Genomic DNA, 22,121 nt, shown 5'->3' on the forward strand with positions numbered 1-22,121 from the left:
GCTCCGGCGGGGCTTTTCGATTTCGGAACCGGACGGCTCAGGTGCGGAACACCCGATAGATCGCCGGGATCACCAGCACCGTCAGCAACGTCGAGGTCAGCAGACCGAACAGCAGCGAGATCGCCAGCCCCTGGAAGATCGGATCGGCCAGAATCACCGCCGCACCGATCATCGCCGCGATGGCGGTAAGCAAGATCGGCCGGAACCGGATCGCGCCCGCCGCGATCAGCACATCGACATCCGAGCGCCCGGTGTGATCGCCGTGGCGGATGAAATCGACCAGCAGGATCGAGTTTCGCACGATGATACCCGCCAGCGCGATGAAACCGATCATCGAGGGCGCCGAGAACGGCGCATTGAACAGCCAGTGCCCGAACATGATGCCCAAGAAGGTCAGCGGGATCGGCGTCAGCACCACCAAAGGCAACCGGAACGAGCCGAACTGCGCCACGACGAGGATATAGATCCCGACCAGCGCCACGCCGAAGGCGCCGCCCATGTCACGGAAGGTGACCCAGGTCACTTCCCATTCGCCGTCCCACAACAGCGTCACATGCGATTCGTCGGCCGGCTGACCGTGCAGCGCCACCACCGGCTTCTCGCCCGCGGGCCAGTCCATCTGATCGAGCGCGCGGTCGACCGCGATCATGCCGTAAAGCGGCGCCTCGAACGCCCCGGCGAGATCGGCCTCGACCATCTCGGCGGCACGGCCGTTGTGACGGAAGATCGGGAAAGAGGACTGTTCGGGCGTCACCTTGACCACATCGCCCAGCTCCACCACCCCGCGCGAGCCGGGCAGCACATCGGCCGGGATCGGGGTCGAGAGCGTCGCCTCGTCCATCACCTTCTCGGACTTGGCACGTTTCATGACGATCGGCAGCGGCTGGCGGGCGTCGCCGCGATGCGAATAGCCGACCGTGGTCGAGCCGTTCAGCAGGTTCAGCGTGTCGAACACGTCGGATTCCTGCACGCTGTAGAAGTCCAGATCGTCCGGGCTGATCCGCGCGCGCAGCCGCTCGGCCTGCGTGCCGTAGCTGTCATCGACATCGACGATGAACGGCACGCTCTCGAAGGCCATGCGGATCTTCGCCGCGGCGGCGCGACGGGCCTCGGGATCGGGGCCGTAGACCTCGGCGAGCAGCGTCGACATCACCGGCGGGCCGGGCGGGGGCTCGACCGTCTTCAGAACGGTGCCCTTCGGCATGGTCACATCGGCGATCATCTTGCGGATCTCCAGCGCGACCTCGTGGCTCGACCGAGACCTCTCCCCCTTCGGCGTCAGGTTGACCTGAACGTCGCCCTGCCAAGGGTATTCGCGCAGGTAGTAATGCCGCACCAGACCGTTGAAGTTGAACGGCGAGGCCGTCCCCGCCTGCGTCTGCGCCGAGGTCACCTCGGGCAGCGTCAGCACCTTCGCCGCGACCTGCTGGGCGACGGCATCCGTCGCCTCGACCGAGGAGCCCTCGGGCAGGTCGATCAGCACGCTCAGCTCGGTCTTGTTGTCGAAGGGCAGCAGCTTGACCGTCACGTCCTTGGTATACAGCAGCCCGAGCGAGCCGAAGGACAGCACGATCGCCCCGATCAGGAATTTCCAGGCCGAGCGTTTCGTCGCCAGAACCCGGCGCGCGACACGTTCATACAGCGCCCCCAGTCGCCCGCCCTCGTGGCCCGGTGCCTCGGCATGGACCGGGGCCTTGCCGGCGATCTTCAGCATCAGCCAGGGCGTCACCGTGACCGCGATGAAGAACGAGAACACCATCGCCCCCGAAGCCATCGCCGGGATCGGGCTCATGTAAGGCCCCATCATCCCCGAGACGAACAGCATCGGCAGCAGCGCCGCGACCACGGTCAGCGTGGCGACGATGGTCGGATTGCCGACCTCGGCCACCGCCTCGATGGCGCGGCTGGCGCGGTCGCCGCCCTTCGGCATCGCCCAGTGGCGGGCGATGTTCTCGATCACCACGATGGCATCGTCGACCAGAATGCCGATGGAGAAGATCAGCGCGAACAGGCTGACGCGGTTGAGCGTGTAGCCCATGAACTTCGCCGCGAACAAGGCGAGCAGCAGCGTCACCGGGATCACCACCGCGACCACCACCGCCTCGCGCCAGCCGATGGCGATCAGCACCAGAATCACGATGGAGATCGTGGCGATGCCCAGATGCAGCAGCAGCTCGTTCGCCTTCTCATTGGCGCTTTCGCCGTAGTTGCGGGTGACATCGACCGCGACCGAATTCGGGATCAGGCGGTCGTGCAGCCCCTCGATGCGGTCGAGGATATGCTCGCTCACCACCACGGCATTGGCGCCGGGACGCTTCGCGACGGCCAGCGTGACCGCCGGACGGCGGTCGAGCGCGTCCTTGTCGCCCACACGGGTGACGTTCGAGACGATATGTTCCGACGTATCGGGCACATAGGACACTTTCGCCACATCGCCGACATAGACCGGACGGCCGTCGCGGGTGGTGACCAGAAGGCCCTGCACCTCGGCCGGGGCGGTCAGCGTCTGGCCGGCCACCAGGTCGATCTGCTTGCCGCCCTGCCGCACCCGGCCGGTGGTGAAGGCGCGGTTCGCCTGCTCAACCTTCTGCGACAGCTGTTGCAGCGTGACGCCGTAAAGCGCCAGCTTCTCGGGATCGGGGTCGATGCGGATCGCCTCGGTGGCGTCGCCCACGAGATAGGTCAGCCCGACATCCTCGACCTTGGAGACCTCGGTCTGCAATTCGCGCGCGATCCGGGTCAGATCGTTCGAGCCGACCTCCTGCCCCGGTTTCGCCGACAGCGTCAGCGACACGATGGCCACGTCATTGATGCCGCGCCCGACGATCAGCGGCTGCGGAATGCCCACCGGGATGCGGTCGAGATTGGCATTCACCTTCTCCTGCACCCGCAGGATCGCCGCATCGGCGGAGGTGCCGACCTTGAAACGCACCATGACCAGCGCCGAATCGTCATTGGTCTGGCTGTAGACATGCTCGACCCCGTCGATGCCCTTGACGATGGTCTCCATCGGCTCGGTCACCAGCTTGACGGCATCGGGCGCCTTCAGACCGGGGGCCGAGATATGAATATCCACCATCGGCACCGAGATCTGCGGCTCTTCCTCGCGCGGCAGCGTCACCAGCGCCAGAATGCCCACCGCCAGCGCGGCGAGCACGATCAGGGGCGTCAGCGCCGAGCGGATGAACGCCCGCGTCAGCCGGCCGGCCACGCCCAGATGGGCATCGGGCATGGCGGAGGCCTCCGGGCCCTGCCCGGCTTCGTTCCGGTCGGGCTGGCTCATGGCGTCACCACCGTTTCGCCGCCTTCGAGGCCGGTCAGCACCTCGACCATGCCGGCGCCGTCGATGCGCCGGGCAGGGCCGGGCAGAACCGCGCGCTCCGTCCCGTCGGCGAGGGTGACGAAATCCAGACCTGAGCGGGTGGCGATGGCGCCTTCGGGCACCAGAATCGCCTGCCGCTTCGCCAGCGGCAACCGCACCAGAACGCGCGCCGCGACAAAACTTTCATCGAGGCCCTGCACCTCGACATCGGCCTGAACCCGACCGCCCTCGATCAGCGGATAGACCTTCACGAGCTTGCCCGCGACGGTGCCGCGCGGGGTCTCGAGCTCGATCGCCGCGCCCTCGGTCAGGGTGGAGGTGAAGCGCTCAGGCACCGACAGGCGCAGGTAAAACCCGCCGCCCCCAACCGTCGCGACGGTCTCGCCCGCCATGACATAGGCGCCGCGCGCCGCCGGAACCGTCAGCACCCGCCCCGAGACCGGCGCCAGAACCTCGCCCTCGGCAGCCTGCTGCTCGATCACCTGACGGTTGGCCTGCTGCGCCGCGATCTGGCTGGCATAGACATCGACCTGAGTGCGCAGCTGATCGAGCTGCTGCGCGCTCGACACGCCGCGGGCATTCAGCGCCTCGCCGCGGGTCAGCTCTGCCTTCGCGTTGTCGAGCTGCGCCTGAAGCGCGGCGATCTGCGCATCGACCGCGTTCAGCTGGAAGGCGATCTTGTCATCGACGATCTTGCCCAGAACCTGCCCGGCGGTGACGGTATCGCCCTCGCTTGCACTCAGCTCGACCAGCGTGCCGCCAAGGCGCGCCCGCGCCGGCAGCTGATCGCGCGCCTCAACCTGACCGTAAACCGCTTTCCAGTCGGTCACCTCGACAGGGCTGGCGACATAGCTCCCGGCAACCGCGGGCAGGCCCGACAGAACGGGCGGCACCAGAAGCGCCAGCGCAAGGGGAAGATGGAAATGTCTCATGGGCTGCTCCCGATCGGCGAAGGGATTTACATTCCATATAGTGAATACGACGTGACCGCACCAGCCCGAAACTGCGTGCCGGCAACGGCTGCCCGCAGCCCGGGGCCAAAGGTCTCGATACGATAGCACGGGCTTTGACCCGCAGCCGTTAACAGGCTAAAGCCGGGGCGATCAAAAGAGGTGACGACCATGCACGACATCCGCGCGATCCGCGAAAACCCCGCCCTGTTCGATGCTGCCCTCGCGCGCCGCGGGCTGGCCCCGCTGTCGCCCGAGATCCTGTCGCTCGACGAAGCGCGCCGCACCGCCATTCATCAGGCCGAGACCGCTCAGGCCGAGCAGAACGCCGCCTCGAAGCTGGTCGGCGCTGCCAAGGCCAAGGGCGACGAGGCAGAATTCGAACGCCTGCGCGCCCTCGTCGCCGAGAAGAAGGCCGAGGTCGCCAACATGCAAAGCGAGGCGAACCGCCTCGACGCCGAGCTGCGCGACCGGCTGATGGAGATCCCGAACAGCCCGCTCGACGACGTGCCCGAGGGCCCGGACGAGAGCGCCAACGTCGAGATCCACCGCTGGGGCACGCCGCGCGCGCTGGATTTCAAGCCGCTCGAACATTACCAGCTGCCGGCGGTGCAGGGCGCGATGGACTTCGCCACGGCGGCGAAGCTGTCGGGCTCGCGCTTCGTGGTGCTGAAATCGGGCGTCGCCCGCGTGCACCGCGCACTTGCTCAGTTCATGCTGGACCTGCATGTCAACGACCACGCCCTGACCGAGGCGATCACCCCGGTCCTCGTGCTGCCCGAGACCATGTATGGCACCGGCCAACTGCCGAAATTCGCCGAGGACAGCTATTCCACCACCAACGGTTGGTGGATGATCCCGACGGCCGAGGTGACGCTGACCAACTTCATCGCCGGCGAGACCTGGGACGAGGCGGTTCTGCCCACCCGGCTCACCGCACATACCAACTGCTTCCGCTCCGAGGCGGGTTCGGCAGGCAAGGACACCTCGGGCATGCTGCGCCAGCACCAGTTCGAGAAGGTCGAGATGGTGACGATCTGCCGCCCCGAGGATGCCATCGCCGAGCATGAGCGGATGACCAAATGCGCCGAGGACGTGCTGGAGAAGCTGAACCTGCCCTATCGCCGCATCGTGCTGTGCACCGGCGACATGGGCTTCGGCTCGCAGAAGACCTATGACCTCGAGGTCTGGCTGCCCGGTCAGGACACCTATCGCGAGATCTCGTCGTGCTCGACCTGCGGCCAGTTCCAGGCGCGCCGGATGAACGGCCGCTACAAGCCCGCGACGGGCGGCAAGCCCGAGTTCGTGGCGACGCTGAACGGCTCGGGCCTCGCGGTGGGGCGCTGCCTGATCGCGGTGCTGGAGAACGGCCAGGAGGCGGACGGTTCCGTCACCCTGCCCGAGGTGCTGCATCCCTATCTCGGCGGCAAGACCCGGCTGGTCGACGGCGTGCTGGTCTGATTGCAGTCCGTTTGGAAATGAGCAAAGCCCGGGCGGAAACGTCCGGGCTTTTCGCTGCGCGCGAGTCTCTTGTCACGACGCGCGCAGAGGGGCTCTGCCCCTCGCCCGTTCCGGGCTCACCCCGGGATATTTATGGAAAGCCGAAAAAGAGAACCCGGCCTGCGCAACGGCAGACCGGGTCTTTCGTCTTTCACGGTCATCGGCGTCCCCGCCTGTTCCGCACCCAAGAGGTAGCATCCTCAAGGTTAAGAAATCGTTTCGCCCTTTCGGCTTTCCATAAATATCCCGGGGGAAGCCGAAGGCGCGGGGGCAGAGCCCCCGTCCGTCCCCACCGCGATCCCCGGCGCCGGGGATCACTTCTTCGGCGGACGCTGCTTCTTCGGCGCGGTCTTCTCGACCCGCACGGTGCCCTTCGGCGCGACGCCGCCCTTGGCCTTCTCGCCCTTGCGCTCGGCCGCCTTGCGGGCCTCGACATGCTTGGTCAGCCGCGACGGGATCGACTTCTTGCGATCCTTGTAAGGGTTCTTCGCCCCCTGATCGCGGAAGGTCAGCCGGATCGGCACACCCGGCATGTCGAAATCGTTGCGCAGACCGTTCACCAGATAGCGGCCATAGCTTTCCGGCAGCTTGTCGGTATGCGTCGCCATGATGACGAAGCCCGGCGGCCGGGTCTTCACCTGGGTCATGTAGCGCAGCTTGATCCGGCGACCGCCCGGTGCCGGCGGCGGATGCGCCTCGGTCATCGCGCCGAGCCACATGTTCAGCTTGGCGGTCGAGATCCGGCGGTTCCACACCTCATAGGCGCGCATGATCGCCGCGTGCAGCCGGTCGAGCCCCTTGCCGGTCTTGGCCGAGACCGTGACCAGAGGCGCGCCGCGCAGCTGCGGCAACAGGCGCTCGAAGCTGTCGCGCAGCTCCTTCAGCTTCTCGGGCTTGTCTTCCTCGAGATCCCATTTGTTCGCCGCGACGACGACCGCGCGGCCCTCGGTCTCGGCGAAATCGGCGATGCGCAGATCCTGCACCTCGAACGGGATGTTCACGTCGAGGAGCACGACGACCACCTCGGCGAAGCGCACCGCGCGCAGGCCGTCGGCGACCGACAGCTTCTCGAGCTTGTCGTTCACCTTGCCGCGCTTGCGCATCCCGGCAGTGTCCCAGAACCGCATCGGCGTGCCCATGTAATCCATGGTCAGCGAGATCGCGTCGCGGGTGATGCCGGCCTCGGGGCCCGTCAGCAGACGGTCCTCGCCGAGGATCTTGTTGATGAGCGTCGACTTGCCGGCGTTCGGGCGGCCGATCACCGCGATCTGCAGGGGCTTCTCGCGCGTCGGAACCGGAACGACGGTCTCGTCCTCCGAGCCTTCCTCGACCTCGACATCGGTCTGCGGGACATCGGCGGCGTGACGCTCGGCGAATTCATCGGCCAGCGGGCGCAACGCCGTGTAAAGATCGTCGAGCCCCTCGCCATGCTCGGCCGAAATCCGCAGCGGTTCGCCGAGGCCGAGGCCCCAGGCCTCGATCGCACCGCCGTCGCCGGCCCGTCCCTCGGCCTTGTTGGCGGCAACGATCACATGCGCGTTCTTGCGGCGCAGGATGTCGGCGAAGATCTCGTCGGCCGGGGTGACGCCGGCGCGGGCGTCGATCAGGAACAGGCAGACATCCGCCATCTCGACCGCATGTTCGGTCAACCGCCGCATCCGACCCTGCAGGCTGTCGTCGTCGGCGAGTTCGAGACCGGCCGAATCGATCACCACGAAGCGCAGATCGCCAAGGCGCGCATCGCCCTCGCGCAGGTCGCGGGTCACGCCGGGCTGGTCATCGACCAGCGCCAGACGCTTGCCGACCAGCCGGTTGAACAGCGTCGACTTGCCGACATTCGGACGGCCGACGATGGCGAGGGTAAAGCTCATTTTCCGCTCCTGTGCGCCGCCGGACCGGCGGAAGCAGCCTCATTACACGGGTTTTCCGCCCGGCTCAACCTCAGCGATAGGCGCGCAGCACGCCGTCGCGACTGACCAGATACAGCGTGCCGCCCGCGACGACCGGATCGGTCGAGGCGCCGCTCGGGATCACGCCCTGACTGACGAGCGCGCCGCTCACCGGATCGAACACCCGAAGCACCCCGTCCGAGGACGGCACGAACAGCCGCCCTCCGGCCAGAACCGGGCCGTAATTCACCCAGATCTCGTTCTGCTTCTTGATCTTCTCGCGCACGTATTGCGGCAGATCGACCGACCAGATCACCCGCCCGGTCACCGCATCCAGACGCTGCAGCTTGGCGTCGTCGGTGGTCATGAACAGCGCCCCGCCCGCGACCTGCACCGGCGAGGTCGGCCCCGACTGCGCCGTCCACAGCATGGTTCCGCTGCCCAGATCGAAGGCCGAAAGCTTGCCCGCCGAGGAACCGGCATAAACCACATTGCCCGCCACGACCGGCTCGCCGGTCAGATCCTGCACCTGCGAATAGCCGCGACCGACGCGCCGTCCGGCGACATTCGCCTGCCACAGCCCGATGCCGCCCTGACGCATCGCCGCCAGCATCTCGCCGGTGGCGAAGGGGAAGATCACCGCGCGCCCGGCCACCACCGGGGCCGAGGCCCCCCCCATCCCCGCCGGGGCCGGCGCCGCATCGAGCTGCCACAACACCTTGCCGTCCGAGGTCTGGATGGCCCAGGCCGAGGCATCGCGCGCCACCACATAGACCACGCCATCCGCGACCGTCGGCGCGCCGCCGATCCCGGCATCGAAGCGCTGACGCCAGATCACCGCCCCCGTGCGCGCATCGAGCGCCACCAGCTCGCCATAAGTCGAGGTCACGTAGAGCCGGCCGCCGTCATAAGCGAGGCCCGAGCCCGTCGCGTCGTCGGCGCGGTCTCCGGCCGGGGTGATGCTGGCCTGCCAGATCCGGGCACCGTTCGCCGCCGCCGTCGCGGTCACCAGACCGCGGCTGTCGAGAGTGAACACCTGGCCCGCCGCGACGACGGGTTCGGCCACCAGCCGATAGCGATAGCTGTCGCCCTGACCGATCGGCGCTTCCCAGACCTGCGTCACCCCAGCCCCGAGCGCGGGGTTCACCAGCAGATGCTGCGCATCGCCGGCGCGCTGCGGCCAGTCGGCATTGGCCTGCGGCTTCGGCAGGGAAATCGGGCGCGCGACATTCTCGGGCCCGGGGACCGAGGCCCCCTCGATCACGTCGCGCGGGTCGATCCGCGTGCCTTGCAGAATTTCTTCCTTCTGGCAGCCCGCCAGCAGCGCTACCGAGCCCAAAACCGTGCCCGCAAGGGCCATTCCCCGGATCAGATTCACCACTGCATTCGTCTCCCTGCCCGGTTCGGGCTTCGCGGGCGCCCGGCGGGGCGCCGATGACTCGGTCTATTGTCCAACGGCGAGCGAGGACATCTTCGGCGGCTCGCCGCCAAGGGCCACGATCAGCTCGTTCGCACGCTGTTGCAGACCCGGCGTCAGCCCGGGCTCCGCCAGAATTTCCTGTGCCTTCGCGATGGCGCCGGCGGTGTCTCCGGCCGCGATCAGCGCCACGGCCTGCCGCTCCATCGCGAGCGGCCGATAGGGCGCACCGGGAGCTGCCAGACGGTCGAGAAGCGCCGTGCGGGCATCGGCGGACATCGCATCGCCGGGCAACATCGCCGCCTTCAACCCGGCCAGGTCGCGCAGGCTTTTCGGCAGGGAGGCATCGTCCATCACCGGCTTCAGTGCGGCGTAAGCCTCGGCGGGGCGGTCGGCCTCGGCCAGCGCCGCGGCCTCGGACATGCGCGCAAGCGCCTGCTGCGAGCCGCTCGCCGTCACCGCTTTCAGCGCCGCCGCCGGATCGTCCGCCTTCAGCCCGGCGAGGATCTTGTCGCCGAACGCCTGAGCCCCGCTCTGGACCGAGTATTTCTGCCACTCGAACCAGCTCGCGCCACCGACGATGCCGATCACCGCCAGGATGCCGATCCAGCCATAGCGGCGCATGTAGCCGAACAGCCGGTCGCGGCGGACCTCATCGGTGACTTCATTGATGAAGCTGTCGCTCTGGGTCACGGTCCCGCTCCTTGCCATTCGCGTCGTCAAGGCGTTTTCTACACGCAAGCCGGCGGGGGGGACAAGGCTGCGCATCGCACCTTGCCCCTTCCCCCGGCAAGGAGCCGCCACGTTCGCGCGATCAGCGCCGGTCCGGGGCCAGATCCGGACCCCCGAACCGGGACTGCGCGTCAGTCCAGATCCTCGGCCTGCTGCGCCGCCCACATCGCGGCATAGCGACCGCCCTTCGCCAGAAGCTCGTCATGCCGGCCCTGCTCGGCGATCTGGCCCTTTTGCAGCACCACGATGCAATCGGCATCCGCGATGGTCGACAGCCGGTGCGCGATGGTGATGACGGTGCGCCCCTCGCCCATCGCGCGCAGGCTGTCCTGAATGTCGCGCTCGGTCTGGGTGTCGAGGGCCGAGGTCGCTTCGTCGAGGAGCAGGATCGGCGGGTTCTTCAGCAGCGTGCGCGCGATGCCCACGCGCTGCTTCTCGCCGCCCGAGAGCTTCAGCCCGCGCTCGCCCACGGTGGTGTCATAGCCCTCGGGCAGCGACATCACGAAGTCATGGATCTTCGCGGCTTTGGCGGCGGCGATCACCTCGTCCTCGGTCGCGCCGTCGCGGCCATAGGCGATGTTGTAGCGGATCGTGTCGTTGAACAGCACGGTGTCTTGCGGCACAACGCCGATGGCGTCGTGCAGGCTGTCCTGCGTCACGTCGCGCAGGTCCTGCCCGTCGATGCGGATCGCGCCCGCGGTCACGTCGTAGAAGCGAAACAGCAGCCGCCCGATGGTCGATTTGCCCGACCCCGACGAGCCGACCAGCGCCAGCGTATGCCCGGCCGGGATGGTCAGCGACACGTCGCGCAGGATCGGACGCTCGGCGGTATAGCCGAAGCCGACGTGATCGAGCACCACCTCGCCCCCCGTCACCTTCAGCGGCCTTGCATCGGCACGGTCGCTGATCTCGGCCGGCTGGTCGAGCAGGTCGAACATCTCGCCCATGTCGACGAGCGCCTGACGGATCTCGCGGTAGACCGTGCCGAGGAAGCCGAGCGGCAGGGTGATCTGGATCATGTAGGCCTGAACCATGACGAAATCGCCCACGGTCAGCTTGCCGGACTGCACTTCCATCGCCGCCATCACCATGACCACGACGAGACCGGCGGTGATGATCAGCCCCTGACCGAAGTTCAGGAAGGCGAGGCTTTGCCCGGTGCGCACCGCGGCGGATTCGTAAACCTGCATCGACTCGTCATAGCGCCGTGCCTCGCGCGCCTCGGCGCCGAAATACTTGACGGTCTCGAAGTTCAGCAGGCTGTCGATGGCCTTCTGGTTGGCGGCGGTGTCGGCCTCGTTCATCCGGCGCCGGATCGCCACGCGCCATTCGGTGACCTTGAAGGTGAACCAGACGTAAAGCCAGATCGTCACCACCACGGCGAGCGCATAGCGCCAGTCGAACACCCAGGCGAAGATGATCGTCACCAGGCTGAGTTCGAGGATCAGCGGCCCGACCGAGAACAGCATGAAGCGCAACAGGAACTCGACGCCCTTCACGCCACGCTCGATGATGCGGCTCAGCCCGCCGGTGCGGCGGGTGATGTGGTAGCGCATCGACAGCGCGTGCATGTGGCGGAAGGTGCGCAGGGCGAGCTTGCGCAACGCGCGCTGCGCCACCCGCACGAAGACCGCATCGCGCAATTCACCGAACGCGACCGAGGCGAGGCGCGCCAGCCCATAGGCGACCGTCAGTCCGACAGCCCCCACACCGATCGCCCAGCCGTCGCCGCGCCCCTGGCCTGCGAGCGCATCGACCGCCGCCTTGTAGACGAAGGGCGTCATCACCGAGATCGCCTTCGCCGCGATCAGCAGCAGCATCGCCAGAACGACGCGTTGCTTCGCCCAGTTCTCGCCCTTCGGCCAGAGGCTCGGCAGCACGGCGCGCAGGGTGCGGATGTTGCGGGCGCGATCTTCGGCGGTCATCGGGCCGGATTGCGTGATCTGAGAGGGCGGCATCGCACACCTTGATCGCGCCCCGCGAAGGGCGCGCCTTTCGTCTTCGGACATATTGGCAGGCCGCGGCTGTGGCCCCGGCCGGGCTTACCTAAGGCTTTCCGGCCCGGAGTCCAGCCCCCGAAAGTCTGCCCGCGCTGCCTCTACTGCGGGACGGTGAACACCTGACCGGGATAGATCAGATCGGGATCGCGGATCTGGGCCTTGTTGGCCTCGAACACCCGCACGTAAAGCAGCGGATCGCCATAGGCCGCGCGCGCGATGGCCCACAGCGTCGCCCCCTTCTCGATGCGGATGACGCGGGTCTTCGGTCCCTCCGTTCCCGCCGCCGCGGTGAGCGTGGCGGGGGCGCCAACCCCGGCGAAGCTCTGCTCGGCCCGGCCCAGAACCTTGCCCTGCGGATCGAGCGCATCGACGCGCAGCGTGTGATCGCCCGCCCCCGGCGCAGGCAGCGCCATGCGCCAGCCGCCATCGGCCCCGGGCGAGACCAGCCCGAATTCGGTATTGTCGACATAGGCGCGCAGCACCGTTCCCGCCGGCGCACCGCGGCCCGAGATTTCCACCCGTCCGGTCGCGTCGAAAGACAGCGTGTCGATTGCCAGACTGTCGGAGGCCGGTGCCAGAACCCGCGCGCCATCGGCGTCGGCGATGACCGGACGCGCCGCCATGTCGCGGGCGGCATCGGCCTCGGCCGTGGCCTGTTCCGGGCTCGCGCCGGCGGCGGCGGCCGCAGCGGCGGCAGCTTCGGGGGCGGCGGCAACGGTCAGGCTTTGCGCCGAAAGCCGCGCGATGCCATCGGCGCCGGTGACCCGCACCTGCAACTGCCGCGCGACGGCCGAGGGCGCGGCAGTGGAAAGCGACACGAAACTGCCATCCGCGCCGGCCGTCACGGTATCGACCGTGGCGCCGTCGATCAGCACTTCGACCCGGGCACCGGGCTCCGCCCGGCCGGCCAGCGTGACCGACCCGTCCGGCGCCGAGCGCAGCAGATCGAAGCTGACGATGTCAGCAGCGGGCGGGGTCTGCACCGCAGGTTCCGGCGCGGCGGCAGGCGAAGGCGTCGCGGCCGGCACGGGAACCGGAGCACTGACCGAAACCGGAGCCGGCACCTTCATCGCCCAATAGCCGAACACCGCCAGCACCAGCGCCACGCCCGCGAGACCGCCGATCAGCGCGCCGCGGCGAGGCGCCGCGCCACCCCCGGCAGCCAGCGGCGGCGCGGCGGAAAGCGTCTTTCCCGCATCGGCCATGGCTTCGATCTCTGCGGCCTTGCCGATATCGCCGACCTTGCCCGCCTCCGGCGTCCGAGCGCCGGCCGCTTCACCCTGTTCCATCCGTGTCCCTTTCCGCAGGCCCTTTTTTCCGGGTCCGTTCGCCGCGGTCTCTCGCCGCCTTGAGCAGCCCCATCTGACCCGGTATCACGGCACAAAGCAACTCCCCCCACGCGCCCCTGTCGCCCGCCCGGAGAGCTGCCAGTCGCGCCCCGGCGCGCCCATTCACGAAAGGTTTCCGATGTCCCTCCCCGCTCATTCGATCTGCGTATTCTGCGGCTCGCGCCCCGGTGCGCGCCCGGCCTACATGCAGGCCGCCCATGACACCGGCGCGATGCTGGCGCGCAACGGCTGGCAGCTGGTCTACGGGGCAGGCGATGTCGGGCTGATGGGCGAGGTCGCCCGCACCGCGCAGGCCGAGGGCGGGCGCACCTTCGGCGTGATCCCCGAACACCTGTTCCCGCGTGAGGTCGGCAAGCGCGACCTGTCGACCTTCGTCGTCACCGAGACGATGCACGAGCGCAAGAAGGTCATGTTCATGAACTGCGACGCCATCGTGATGCTGCCGGGCGGCGCGGGCTCGCTCGACGAGTTCTTCGAGGTGCTGACCTGGCGCCAGATCGGGCTGCACACGAAACCGATCCTGCTGCTCGATACCGAGGGCTACTGGAACCCGCTGCTCGCGCTGATCGGGCACATGGTCGACGAGGCCTTCGCTGCGCCGAGCCTGCGCGATTTCGTCACCCCCGTCGCCGATGTCGCGGCGCTGGAAACCGCGCTGAAGACCGCCTTCGCCTGAAGGCGGCGGGCCGGGGCTCAGCCCCGGCTTTCGGCCCGCGAGCGGCGCAGCCCGGCCACGGTGTAGACCGCGAGCGCGATCCAGATCAGCGGGAACGCGACCACATGGGCGTGCAGCAAGGGCTCGCCGAAGACCAGCACCGCGACGAGCAACTGCAGCGTCGGGTTAAGGTAAAAGCCGATGCCCATCGTGCTCAGTTTCACCTTCTGCGCGGCATAGGAGAACAGCAGCAGCGGCACCCCGCTGAGCGGGCCCGACAGCGGCAACAGCAGCGTCGCGCGCAGATCATGGCCGAACACGCCCTTGCCGCCCGGAAGACCCCAGCCGAATTCCCATGCCAGAAGGAACACCAGCGCGATCGGGGCGAGCAGTGCCACCTCGGCCGTGACCGAGACCAGCGACGGGATCGCCAGCCCCTTCTTGAACACGCCATACAGGCTGAAGCTGAGTGCGAGGCTCAGCGCCACCCAGGGCGCCGAACCGATCTCGACCGTCATATAGGCGACCGCCACCGCCGCGAGCGTCAGCGCCGCGACCTGCGCCCGGCTCAGCCGCTCGTGGAACAGCGTCACCCCGAAGGCCACCGAGACCAGCGGCAGGATGAAATAACCGAGGCTCGCATCGACCGCATGGCCCGACTGCTCGGCCCAGATGAACACCACCCAGTTGATCGACACCGCCAGCGCCGCCAGCGCGACCAGCGCGAAGGTGCGCGTTTCCAGCACCACCGCGCGCAGCCCCGCAAGGCCGCCCTGAACCGCCAGAACGGCGCCGAGGAACACCACCGACCAGACCGTGCGGTGGGCGAGGATCTCGAACGCCGGCACATCCGACAGCGCCTTGTAATAGATCCCCGACAGCCCCCAGATCGCGCAGGAAGCCAGGAGCGCCCAGAACCCCTTGACCGAATCGCTCATCGCGCACCGCCCGTTCCGTTGACCGCAAAAATGAAAAGGCCCGCCGCGATCGCGACGGGCCCTTGCCTCTTATCCCCGCAGGTCAGAGACGGGAAGCCACGTTTTCCCAGTTCACCAGATTGTCGAGGAAGTTCTTCAGGTAGGCCGGACGCTTGTTGCGGAAGTCGATGTAGTAGCTGTGCTCCCACACGTCGACGCCCAGAAGCGCGGTCTGGCCGAAGCACAGCGGGTTCACGCCGTTCTCGGTCTTGGTGACCTTGAGCGAACCGTCGGCTTCCTTGACGAGCCAGGCCCAGCCCGAACCGAACTGCGCGGCACCGGCGGCGGCGAATTCTTCCTTGAAGGTGTCGACCGAACCGAAGGCCTCGACCAGCGCCTTTTCCAGCTCACCCGGCATCTTCTTGCCGGTCGGGCCCATCATTTCCCAGAACTGGGTGTGGTTCCAGTGCTGCGAGGCATTGTTGAAGATGCCCGACTGAGCGACGGCGCCCGCCTTGTAGGTGCCTTTCACGATCTCTTCGACCGACTTGCCTTCCCACTCGGTGCCCGCGATCGCCTTGTTGCCGTTGTCGACATAGGCCTTGTGGTGCAGGTCGTGGTGATATTCGAGCGTCTCCTTGGACATGCCGAGCGCCGCAAGCGCGTCATGAGCGTAGGGAAGAGCCGGGAGTTCGAAAGCCATTTCATCAGTCCTTTCGCGAAGGTTTCCTTTGCCCCCTATAGAAGCCCGCAAATCGCGCAGGTCAAGAAAACCATTAGTGAAAGTCTCACCTTTTCCGCGACGGAGCTTCACAGCGGCTGTGCGATCCGGGCCCTGTCGCGACCTCGGGACGGTCCCGCGCTCAGCTCGCGCGCCAGGCCCCGCCATCGGCGCCGAAGCGCAACGCGAGATCGGCGGCAAGTCCCATGTCCGTCGCGTCGAGCGGGCCTTCGATCCGCGGACGGAACCGCAACCGGAATGCCCTCAGCAGCACGTCGGGGGGCATATCCGCGGGATAGCCGAAGGTTTCCATAAGTGCGGCGAATCGCGCGGCATCGGGGGCGCCGGCCGCGCGCATCCGCGGCCAGACCGACAGCCCCTGCCGCGCCAGACGGGCCCAGTCGAAGCGCGGACCGGGGTCGATCTTGCGCTCGGGTGCAAGGTCGGAATGCGCGATCACCCCTTCGGGCGGGATCGACCAGCGGCGCAGGATCCCGGCCAGAACCACCTCAAGCGCCTTCATCTGCGGTTCGGGAAACGGTCTGTCGCCGAGGTTCGCGAGTTCGATGCCGATGGAGCGCGAATTGACGTCGCCGCGCCCCTGCCAGCTGCCCGCCCCGGCGTGCCAGGCGCGCATCGCCTCGTCGACCAGTGCCTCGGCCTCTCCGGTTTCAGAGATCAGCCAATGCGCCGAGACCTCGGCCGCGGGATCGCACAACCGATCGCGCGCCGAGGCCGCGGTGGGCATCGCGGTGTAATGGATCACCACCAGCCCGGGCTGCGCGCCGTCGCGACGCGGGCCGAAATTCGGCGAGCGCATCAGCGGAACGGCGTCGGGTCCCACCCGCAGGCGTAGCCGTCGCCGTCGGGGTCGAGACCGAGCGGATCCTTGCCCGGTCCGCCCGCCTTCACGAAGGCGATCTGCGCGAGATCGGGGCCGCGGTATTTCAGACAGGCCTGCACGATGTCGATGCCGGTATCGGTGCGGGGGAACACGTGCTGGCCCGGCGGATTGGTGACCTTGCGCGCATAGGCGCCGAGGTCGACCGACAGATCCTGCGAGCCGAATCCGAGATCGCCACCGCCCGAAGCTGCCGAAGCGGCCGCAGCCGTGGCCGGCGCGGCGCGGCTCGCCACCTTCGTGACCGGGGCAGGAACCGCGGGGGCCGCGGCCTTGGCGGCGGAAACCGCGCTCATCGGGGCGCTCGAAACCGACGAGGCCATCGAGGACGCGGCTTTCCCGCCCCCCGACAGCGACGAGGATCCGACCGGCGAGGGCGGCAGATCGCCACCCGCCACCCCGCCGTTGAGCGAGGCGGTCTCGATCGAATCATCCGAGGTGGATTTCAGCGCCGCCAGCGTGTCCGACCCGATCGAGCCATGATCCCCCGACGAGGCCGAGCCGAACCCGCCCGAGCCGCTGTCATAGGAGCTGTCTTCGCTGTCGGCCTCCTTGTGGGAACACCCGGCCGCAAGAACCGCCGTCAGTACCAGAAGCGAGACCCTCAGCATCGACTATCCCCTTACCACCATTGCGCCGGCTTGTGAGTGAACCCCGCCGCGCGTTCCAGAACAAGAGCCTCGTTCAGCAGCTCGCCCTCGCCCCACGGACGCCCGATCAGCTGAAGCCCCATCGGCAGCCCCTTCGAATCGAGGCCCACCGGCACAGCAACACCCGGAAGACCGGCGAGGTTCAAGGTCACCGTGAACACATCATTGAGATACATCTCGACCGGCGAGGCATCGGCAAGCTGTCCGAGCGCCAGAGCCGAAGTCGGCGAGGTCGGTGCGAGGATGGCATCGACGCCGGCCGCGAAGGCCTGCTCGAAGTCGCGCTTGATCAGCGTGCGGACCTTGCGGGCGCGGTTGTAATAGGCGTCGTAATAGCCCGCCGACAGAACGTAGGTGCCGATCATGATGCGGCGCTGCACCTCGGGGCCGAAGCCCTCGGCGCGGGTTTTTTCATACATCTCGACGATGCCGTCGCCCGCCGACAGATGCGCGCGGTGGCCATAGCGCACGCCGTCATAGCGCGCGAGGTTCGACGATGCCTCGGCCGGGGCGATCACGTAATAGGCGGGCAGCGCGTATTTCGTATGCGGCAGCGAGATGTCGACGATCTCGGCGCCGGCATCCTTCAGCATCCGCGCACCTTCGTCCCAGAATTTCGCCAGCTCGTCCGACATGCCATCGACGCGATATTCGCGCGGGATACCGATCTTCTTGCCGCGGATGTCGCCGGTCAGCATCGCCTCGTAATCGGGCACCGGGATCTCGGCCGAGGTCGAGTCCTTCGGATCGACCGAGGCCATCGCCTCGAGCATGATCGCGGCATCGCGCACCGATTTGGTCATCGGCCCGGCCTGATCGAGCGACGAGGCATAGGCGATCACGCCCCAGCGGCTGACGCGGCCATAGGTCGGCTTGATGCCGACGGTGCCGGTGAAGCCCGCCGGCTGACGGATCGAGCCGCCGGTATCGGTGCCGGTCGCGGCAAGGCACAGATCGGCCGCCACCGCCGCCGCCGAACCACCCGAGGACCCGCCCGGGCTGCGCAGCGCATCGTCGACCTTCCACGGGTTCACCACCGCGCCATAGCACGACGATTCCGTGGTCGAGCCCATGGCGAACTCGTCCATGCCGAGCTTGCCGAGCATGACCGCGCCCGCGTTCCACAGGTTCTGCGTCACGGTCGATTCGTATTCCGGCCTGAAGCCCGCGAGGATGTTCGAGGCCGCCTGCGAGGGCACGCCCTTGACGCAGAACACGTCCTTCACGCCGAGCGGGATGCCGCACATCGCGGGCGCGTCACCCGCCCGGATCCGCGCATCCGCCGCCTTCGCCTGCTCTAGCGCGAGTTCGGGCGTCTTGTGGGCATAGGCGTTCAGCGCATCGGCGCCGTCGATCGCAGCGATGCAGGCTTCGGTGATCTCGACCGAGGTAACCTCGCCCTTGCGCAGCGCATCGCGGGCGCCGGCAATCGTCAGTTTGTTCAGGCTCATTCGACCACCTTCGGCACGGCAAAGAAGCCCTCGCGGGCATCGGGAGCGTTCTTGAGGATCTGTTCCGCATAGCCGCCGTCGGTCACGACATCCTCGCGCCGTTTCAGCCGCATCGGCGTGACCGAGGTCATCGGCTCGATGCCGGTCACGTCGACCTCGTTCAGCTGTTCCATGAAGGTCAGGATGCCGGAGAGCTGATCGGCCAGCTTCGGCAGATCCTCTTCGGCCACGCGGATGCGCGCCAGATGCGCCACCTTGCGGGCGGTGTCGATGTCGATGGACATGAAGGTCTCCGATTGATCTTGCGCGGGTTTAACGCCCGGGGCGGCTCACTTCAAGCACGCTTCCCTTTCGGGCGCGACGCGCTAGGCTTGGGGAAACCCCGGAGGTGAACAATGAAACTGACCTGGCTCGGCCATTCCGGCTTTCGTCTGGAGATCGAGGATGCGGTGATCCTGATCGACCCCTGGCTCAGCGGCAACCCGGTCTTCCCGGCAGACCGCCGCGCCGAGGCGATCCATGGCGCCACCCATGTGCTGCTGACCCATGGCCACGGCGATCATTCGGGCGACACGCTCGCCATCGCGAAAGAGCTGAAGATCCCCGTGGTCGGGATCTTCGATCTGATCAGCTGGTGGCAGGAGAAGGAGGGTATCCAGGGCATCGGCTTCAACAAGGGCGGCACGGTCGCGCTGAACGGGGCGAAAGTGTCGATGGTGCCGGCGAGCCATTCGTCCTCGATGGGCGGGCCGCACGGGCCGGTCTACACCGGAACGGAATCGGGCTACGTGATCCGCGGCGAGGGCCATGCGATCTATGTCTCGGGCGACACCTCGATCATCGCCGACATGGGATGGATCGGCGACTATTACCAACCCGACATCGGCATCCTCTGCGCCGGCGGGCATTTCACGATGGACATGGAGGGCGCCGCCTGGGCCGCGAAGAAATACTTCGACTTCAGGACGGTGATCCCGTGCCATTACAAGACTTTCCCGCTGCTCGAACAATCGGCCGAGGCGATGAAGGCCGCGCTGCCCGGCGTCGCGGTGATCGAGCCCGACGTCATGGTGCCGTTCGATCTGTGATCCGTCGCGAGGGGGCTCTGCCCCCTCTTTGCCCTGCGGGCAAATTCACCCCCGGGATATTTGAGGCGAATCGAAAGCAGGAAGTGCGACGCTCCTGCATTCATCTTTCCATAAATATCCCGGGGTGAATTCGCGGCACCGCCGCGAAGAGGGGCAGAGCCCCTCACTTCTCGGCGTCACCGCCGCGCAGACCGGCGAAGAAGGCGCGCAGCATCTCTTCGGATTCGCGCGCGGCGATGTCGTCATAGACCTCGGGCACGTGATGCGACTGGGGATGCGAGAAGATCCGCGGCCCCTGCGCGACGCCGCCAGATTTCGGATCCGCCGCACCGTAATAGATCCGCGCGATCCGCGCCTGAGCCAGCGCCGAGGCGCACATCGGGCAGGGTTCGAGCGTGACATAAAGATCGTGGCCCGGAAGCCGCTCTGAGCCCAGGGCGGCGCAGGCAGCACGCAGTGCGAGGATTTCTGCATGGGCGGTCGGATCGCGCAGTTCCCGGGTGCGGTTGCCGGCGCGCGCCACGACGCGCCCGCCCGGGGCCACGATCACCGCGCCCACCGGCACCTCGCCGCGCAGCGCGGCGGCGCGTGCCTCGGCCAGCGCGAGATCCATGTAAGAGGTGAAGCTCATGGCCCTTCATCGCCGCCTTTGCACCGCGGTTCAAGACGCTTGCGCATCGCGCTTTGCTTCGCGCGGGCTTCGGTGTATCAGGGCGCCTTGCCCGCATTCCGCGCGCCCCCTCCCATCGAAGGACCGACGATGACCGATACGCCCGAAACCCCCGAAACCGAGCCCGAAATTCCCGCCACCGAGGTCGCCGAGACCGCGCCCGACGCGGCGGAACGTATCGCCAAGGTCATCGCGCGCTCCGGCGTCGCCTCGCGCCGCGATGCCGAGAAGATGATCCTCGCCGGCCGCGTCAGCGTCAACGGCAAGGCGATTTCCTCGCCCGCGCTCGACGTGAAGCCGGGCGACAAGGTGGTCGTCGACGGCAAGCCGCTCGACACGCCGCAGGAAACCCGGCTGTGGCTGTATTACAAGCCGCTCGGCCTCGTCACCACCGAGAAGGACGAACAGGGCCGGCGCACGATCTTCGACGAGATGCCCGAGGGGATGCCGCGGGTGATGAATGTCGGCCGGCTCGACCTCAACTCCGAGGGCCTGCTGCTCCTGACCAACGACGGCGGGCTGAAGCGCCGGCTGGAACTGCCGGAGACCGCCTGGCTGCGCAAGTATCGCGTCCGCGTCAACGGCCGGCCGAGCCCCGAGACCTTCGATCCGCTGCGCCGCGGCATCACCATCGACGGCGAGGAATTCCAGCCGATGGAAATCACCCTCGACCGCCAGCAGGGCGCGAACGCCTGGCTGACGCTTGGCCTGCGCGAGGGCCGCAACCGTGAAATCCGCCGCGCCATGGCCGAGATCGGTCTGACCGTGAACCGGCTGATCCGCGTCAGCTACGGCCCGTTCCGCCTAAACGAGATGCAGCCCGGCGACGTGCTCGAGGTGAAGCGCAAGGTGCTGCGCGACCAGCTCGGCGACAAGCTGCTGACCGGGGCCGAGGATGGCCGCCCGCCGCTCTCGGAACGCAAGCCGCGCGTGGTGCGCGGCGAGAAGGGCGCGGGCCGCCCCGAACGTTCGTTCGGCGACAAGCCGTTCGGCCGCCGCCCCGAGGGGCGTGACGACGAGGCACCGCGCAAGGGCTTCGGCCGGCAGCGCGATTTCTCGGCCGGCGGCGATGCGAAGAAGGGTGAGCGCCCGTTCCGCAGCCGTGACGACGTGCCGCGCCGCGAGGGCTTCACCCCGCGCGACGGCGAGGCGAAACCGCGCTTCGGCGCGAAGCCGCGCAGCGAGGGCAACGACCGCGGCCCGAAGCGCTTCGGCTCCGACCGGTTCGAGGGCAAGCGTCCCGAGGGCGGCGAACGTCCCTACAAGGATCGTCGCGACGGCGACCGGCCCGAGGGCAAGCGCTTCGGCGCGAAGCCGCGTTCGGAAGGGTTCCGTTCGCATGGCGACGACCGCGCGCCGCGCCGGTTCGAGGGCGGCGACCGCCCCGAGCGGGCGGAGCGTCCGCGCCGCGACGAGGACGGCAAGCGTCCGTTCGAGCGCAACGACAACCGTGGCGCCGAGGGCGAACGGTCGTTCCGCAAGCCCTACGCCAAGCGCCCCGAAGGTGAGGGCGAACGCCCGCGCCGTCCGCGCGAAGAAGGCGACCGCCCGCGCGGTTCGGGTTTCGGCAAACCCGGCTCGTTCAAGTCTGAGGGCTTCCGCAGCCACGGCGGCGCCGGCAAGCCGCGCGCGGCGGGCTTCAAGTCCCATGCCGCGGGCGCCGCGCCACGCGACGGCGAGCGCAGCGAGCGTCCGCAGGGCGCGAAGAGCTACGGCGACAAGCCGCGAGGGGACCGTCCGTTCAGCGACAAGCCGCGTGGCGAGCGCTCCTTCGGTGACAAACCGCGCAGCGACCGTCCTTACAGCGACAAGCCGCGGGGGGATCGTCCGTTCAGCGACAAGCCGCGTGGCGAGCGCTCCTTCGGTGACAAACCGCGCAGCGACCGTCCTTACAGCGACAAGCCCCGTG

At 68.0% G+C, this 22,121-nt stretch carries 17 protein-coding genes and 1 pseudogene; 4 read left to right on the top strand and 14 right to left on the bottom strand.

All coding sequences use genetic code 11. From position 1 onward, the window contains the following. Nucleotides 1–37: 37 nt before the first annotated feature. On the bottom strand, nucleotides 38–3,232 hold the full coding sequence (locus CG50_RS01415) for an efflux RND transporter permease subunit (protein WP_036634397.1): 3,195 nt from the start codon (nucleotides 3,230–3,232) through the stop codon (nucleotides 38–40). Between the two features lie 47 nt (nucleotides 3,233–3,279). Then, nucleotides 3,280–4,254, bottom strand: coding sequence for an efflux RND transporter periplasmic adaptor subunit (locus CG50_RS01420; protein WP_036634221.1), 975 nt, complete (start codon nucleotides 4,252–4,254; stop codon nucleotides 3,280–3,282). A 189-nt stretch (nucleotides 4,255–4,443) separates the two neighbouring features. On the opposite strand from CG50_RS01420, the gene serS reads away from it, so the two are divergent. Continuing rightward, complete coding sequence (gene serS / locus CG50_RS01425) at nucleotides 4,444–5,733, top strand: serine--tRNA ligase (protein WP_036634223.1); 1,290 nt, start codon at nucleotides 4,444–4,446, stop codon at nucleotides 5,731–5,733. A gap of 455 nt (nucleotides 5,734–6,188) precedes the next feature. Here the strand turns inward: serS and der are convergent. From der to CG50_RS01450, 5 genes and pseudogenes are all read right to left on the bottom strand, one after another. Further along, nucleotides 6,189–7,643: pseudogene (gene der, locus CG50_RS01430) on the bottom strand (ribosome biogenesis GTPase Der); the annotation flags it as partial. Nucleotides 7,644–7,713: 70 nt separating this feature from the next. Then, a complete protein-coding gene (locus tag CG50_RS01435) occupies nucleotides 7,714–9,042 on the bottom strand; it encodes an outer membrane protein assembly factor BamB family protein (protein WP_245615543.1) in 1,329 nt (442 codons plus the stop codon). Between the two features lie 63 nt (nucleotides 9,043–9,105). Continuing rightward, the gene (locus CG50_RS01440; RefSeq protein ID WP_036634226.1) at nucleotides 9,106–9,771 is read right to left on the bottom strand and encodes a hypothetical protein; all 666 of its coding nucleotides are present in this window, start codon (nucleotides 9,769–9,771) and stop codon (nucleotides 9,106–9,108) included. A 170-nt stretch (nucleotides 9,772–9,941) separates the two neighbouring features. Beyond that, nucleotides 9,942–11,735: an ABCB family ABC transporter ATP-binding protein/permease gene (locus CG50_RS01445; protein WP_245615546.1), complete on the bottom strand. Its 1,794-nt coding sequence runs from the start codon at nucleotides 11,733–11,735 to the stop codon at nucleotides 9,942–9,944. 173 nt (nucleotides 11,736–11,908) lie between these two features. Further along, nucleotides 11,909–13,099, bottom strand: coding sequence for an Ig-like domain-containing protein (locus CG50_RS01450; RefSeq protein ID WP_051909333.1), 1,191 nt, complete (start codon nucleotides 13,097–13,099; stop codon nucleotides 11,909–11,911). 178 nt (nucleotides 13,100–13,277) lie between these two features. Here CG50_RS01450 and CG50_RS01455 point away from each other — a divergent pair, with 178 nt between their 5' ends. Continuing rightward, entirely contained in the window at nucleotides 13,278–13,835 is a 558-nt protein-coding gene (locus tag CG50_RS01455; protein WP_036634229.1) for an LOG family protein, read from the top strand. Between the two features lie 17 nt (nucleotides 13,836–13,852). On the opposite strand, the gene rarD is transcribed toward CG50_RS01455, so the two are convergent. The 6 genes from rarD to gatC all read right to left on the bottom strand — a co-directional run bounded on the left by rarD (nucleotide 13,853) and on the right by gatC (nucleotide 18,738). Continuing rightward, the gene (rarD, locus tag CG50_RS01460; RefSeq protein ID WP_036634230.1) at nucleotides 13,853–14,752 is read right to left on the bottom strand and encodes an EamA family transporter RarD; all 900 of its coding nucleotides are present in this window, start codon (nucleotides 14,750–14,752) and stop codon (nucleotides 13,853–13,855) included. Between the two features lie 82 nt (nucleotides 14,753–14,834). Continuing rightward, entirely contained in the window at nucleotides 14,835–15,434 is a 600-nt protein-coding gene (locus tag CG50_RS01465; protein ID WP_036634231.1) for a superoxide dismutase, read from the bottom strand. Between the two features lie 160 nt (nucleotides 15,435–15,594). After that, nucleotides 15,595–16,275 carry an N-acetylmuramoyl-L-alanine amidase gene (locus tag CG50_RS01470; RefSeq protein ID WP_152559397.1) on the bottom strand — a complete coding sequence of 227 codons (681 nt, stop codon included), beginning with the start codon at nucleotides 16,273–16,275 and terminating at the stop codon, nucleotides 15,595–15,597. After that, complete coding sequence (locus CG50_RS17185; RefSeq protein ID WP_051909335.1) at nucleotides 16,272–16,964, bottom strand: hypothetical protein; 693 nt, start codon at nucleotides 16,962–16,964, stop codon at nucleotides 16,272–16,274. The genes CG50_RS01470 and CG50_RS17185 overlap by 4 nt, the downstream gene beginning before the upstream one ends. A gap of 11 nt (nucleotides 16,965–16,975) precedes the next feature. Then, the gene (gene gatA, locus CG50_RS01480) at nucleotides 16,976–18,454 is read right to left on the bottom strand and encodes an Asp-tRNA(Asn)/Glu-tRNA(Gln) amidotransferase subunit GatA (protein WP_036634232.1); all 1,479 of its coding nucleotides are present in this window, start codon (nucleotides 18,452–18,454) and stop codon (nucleotides 16,976–16,978) included. After that, nucleotides 18,451–18,738: an Asp-tRNA(Asn)/Glu-tRNA(Gln) amidotransferase subunit GatC gene (gene gatC, locus CG50_RS01485; RefSeq protein ID WP_036634234.1), complete on the bottom strand. Its 288-nt coding sequence runs from the start codon at nucleotides 18,736–18,738 to the stop codon at nucleotides 18,451–18,453. The genes gatA and gatC overlap by 4 nt, the downstream gene beginning before the upstream one ends. A 111-nt stretch (nucleotides 18,739–18,849) precedes the next feature. On the opposite strand from gatC, the gene CG50_RS01490 reads away from it, so the two are divergent. After that, on the top strand, nucleotides 18,850–19,542 hold the full coding sequence (locus tag CG50_RS01490) for a metal-dependent hydrolase (RefSeq protein ID WP_036634236.1): 693 nt from the start codon (nucleotides 18,850–18,852) through the stop codon (nucleotides 19,540–19,542). Between the two features lie 163 nt (nucleotides 19,543–19,705). On the opposite strand, the gene CG50_RS01495 is transcribed toward CG50_RS01490, so the two are convergent. Further along, complete coding sequence (locus CG50_RS01495) at nucleotides 19,706–20,173, bottom strand: nucleoside deaminase (protein WP_036634244.1); 468 nt, start codon at nucleotides 20,171–20,173, stop codon at nucleotides 19,706–19,708. A gap of 129 nt (nucleotides 20,174–20,302) precedes the next feature. Here CG50_RS01495 and CG50_RS01500 point away from each other — a divergent pair. Next, on the top strand, nucleotides 20,303–22,121 hold a 1,819-nt coding region (locus CG50_RS01500), incomplete at its 3' end, for a pseudouridine synthase (RefSeq protein WP_051909337.1).

The organism is Paenirhodobacter enshiensis (assembly GCF_000740785.1).
Taxonomy (GTDB): domain Bacteria; phylum Pseudomonadota; class Alphaproteobacteria; order Rhodobacterales; family Rhodobacteraceae; genus Rhodobacter; species Rhodobacter enshiensis.

Coding starts and splice junctions, on each gene's coding strand:
- CG50_RS01415 (WP_036634397.1), bottom strand. CDS start 3,232: ATGCCCGATGCCCATCTGGGCGTGGCCGGCCGGCTGACGCGGGCGTTC.
- CG50_RS01420 (WP_036634221.1), bottom strand. CDS start 4,254: ATGAGACATTTCCATCTTCCCCTTGCGCTGGCGCTTCTGGTGCCGCCC.
- serS (WP_036634223.1), top strand. CDS start 4,444: ATGCACGACATCCGCGCGATCCGCGAAAACCCCGCCCTGTTCGATGCT.
- CG50_RS01445 (WP_245615546.1), bottom strand. CDS start 11,735: ATGACCGCCGAAGATCGCGCCCGCAACATCCGCACCCTGCGCGCCGTG.
- CG50_RS01450 (WP_051909333.1), bottom strand. CDS start 13,099: ATGGAACAGGGTGAAGCGGCCGGCGCTCGGACGCCGGAGGCGGGCAAG.
- CG50_RS01455 (WP_036634229.1), top strand. CDS start 13,278: ATGTCCCTCCCCGCTCATTCGATCTGCGTATTCTGCGGCTCGCGCCCC.
- rarD (WP_036634230.1), bottom strand. CDS start 14,752: ATGAGCGATTCGGTCAAGGGGTTCTGGGCGCTCCTGGCTTCCTGCGCG.
- CG50_RS01465 (WP_036634231.1), bottom strand. CDS start 15,434: ATGGCTTTCGAACTCCCGGCTCTTCCCTACGCTCATGACGCGCTTGCG.
- CG50_RS17185 (WP_051909335.1), bottom strand. CDS start 16,964: ATGCTGAGGGTCTCGCTTCTGGTACTGACGGCGGTTCTTGCGGCCGGG.
- gatA (WP_036634232.1), bottom strand. CDS start 18,454: ATGAGCCTGAACAAACTGACGATTGCCGGCGCCCGCGATGCGCTGCGC.
- gatC (WP_036634234.1), bottom strand. CDS start 18,738: ATGTCCATCGACATCGACACCGCCCGCAAGGTGGCGCATCTGGCGCGC.
- CG50_RS01490 (WP_036634236.1), top strand. CDS start 18,850: ATGAAACTGACCTGGCTCGGCCATTCCGGCTTTCGTCTGGAGATCGAG.
- CG50_RS01495 (WP_036634244.1), bottom strand. CDS start 20,173: ATGAGCTTCACCTCTTACATGGATCTCGCGCTGGCCGAGGCACGCGCC.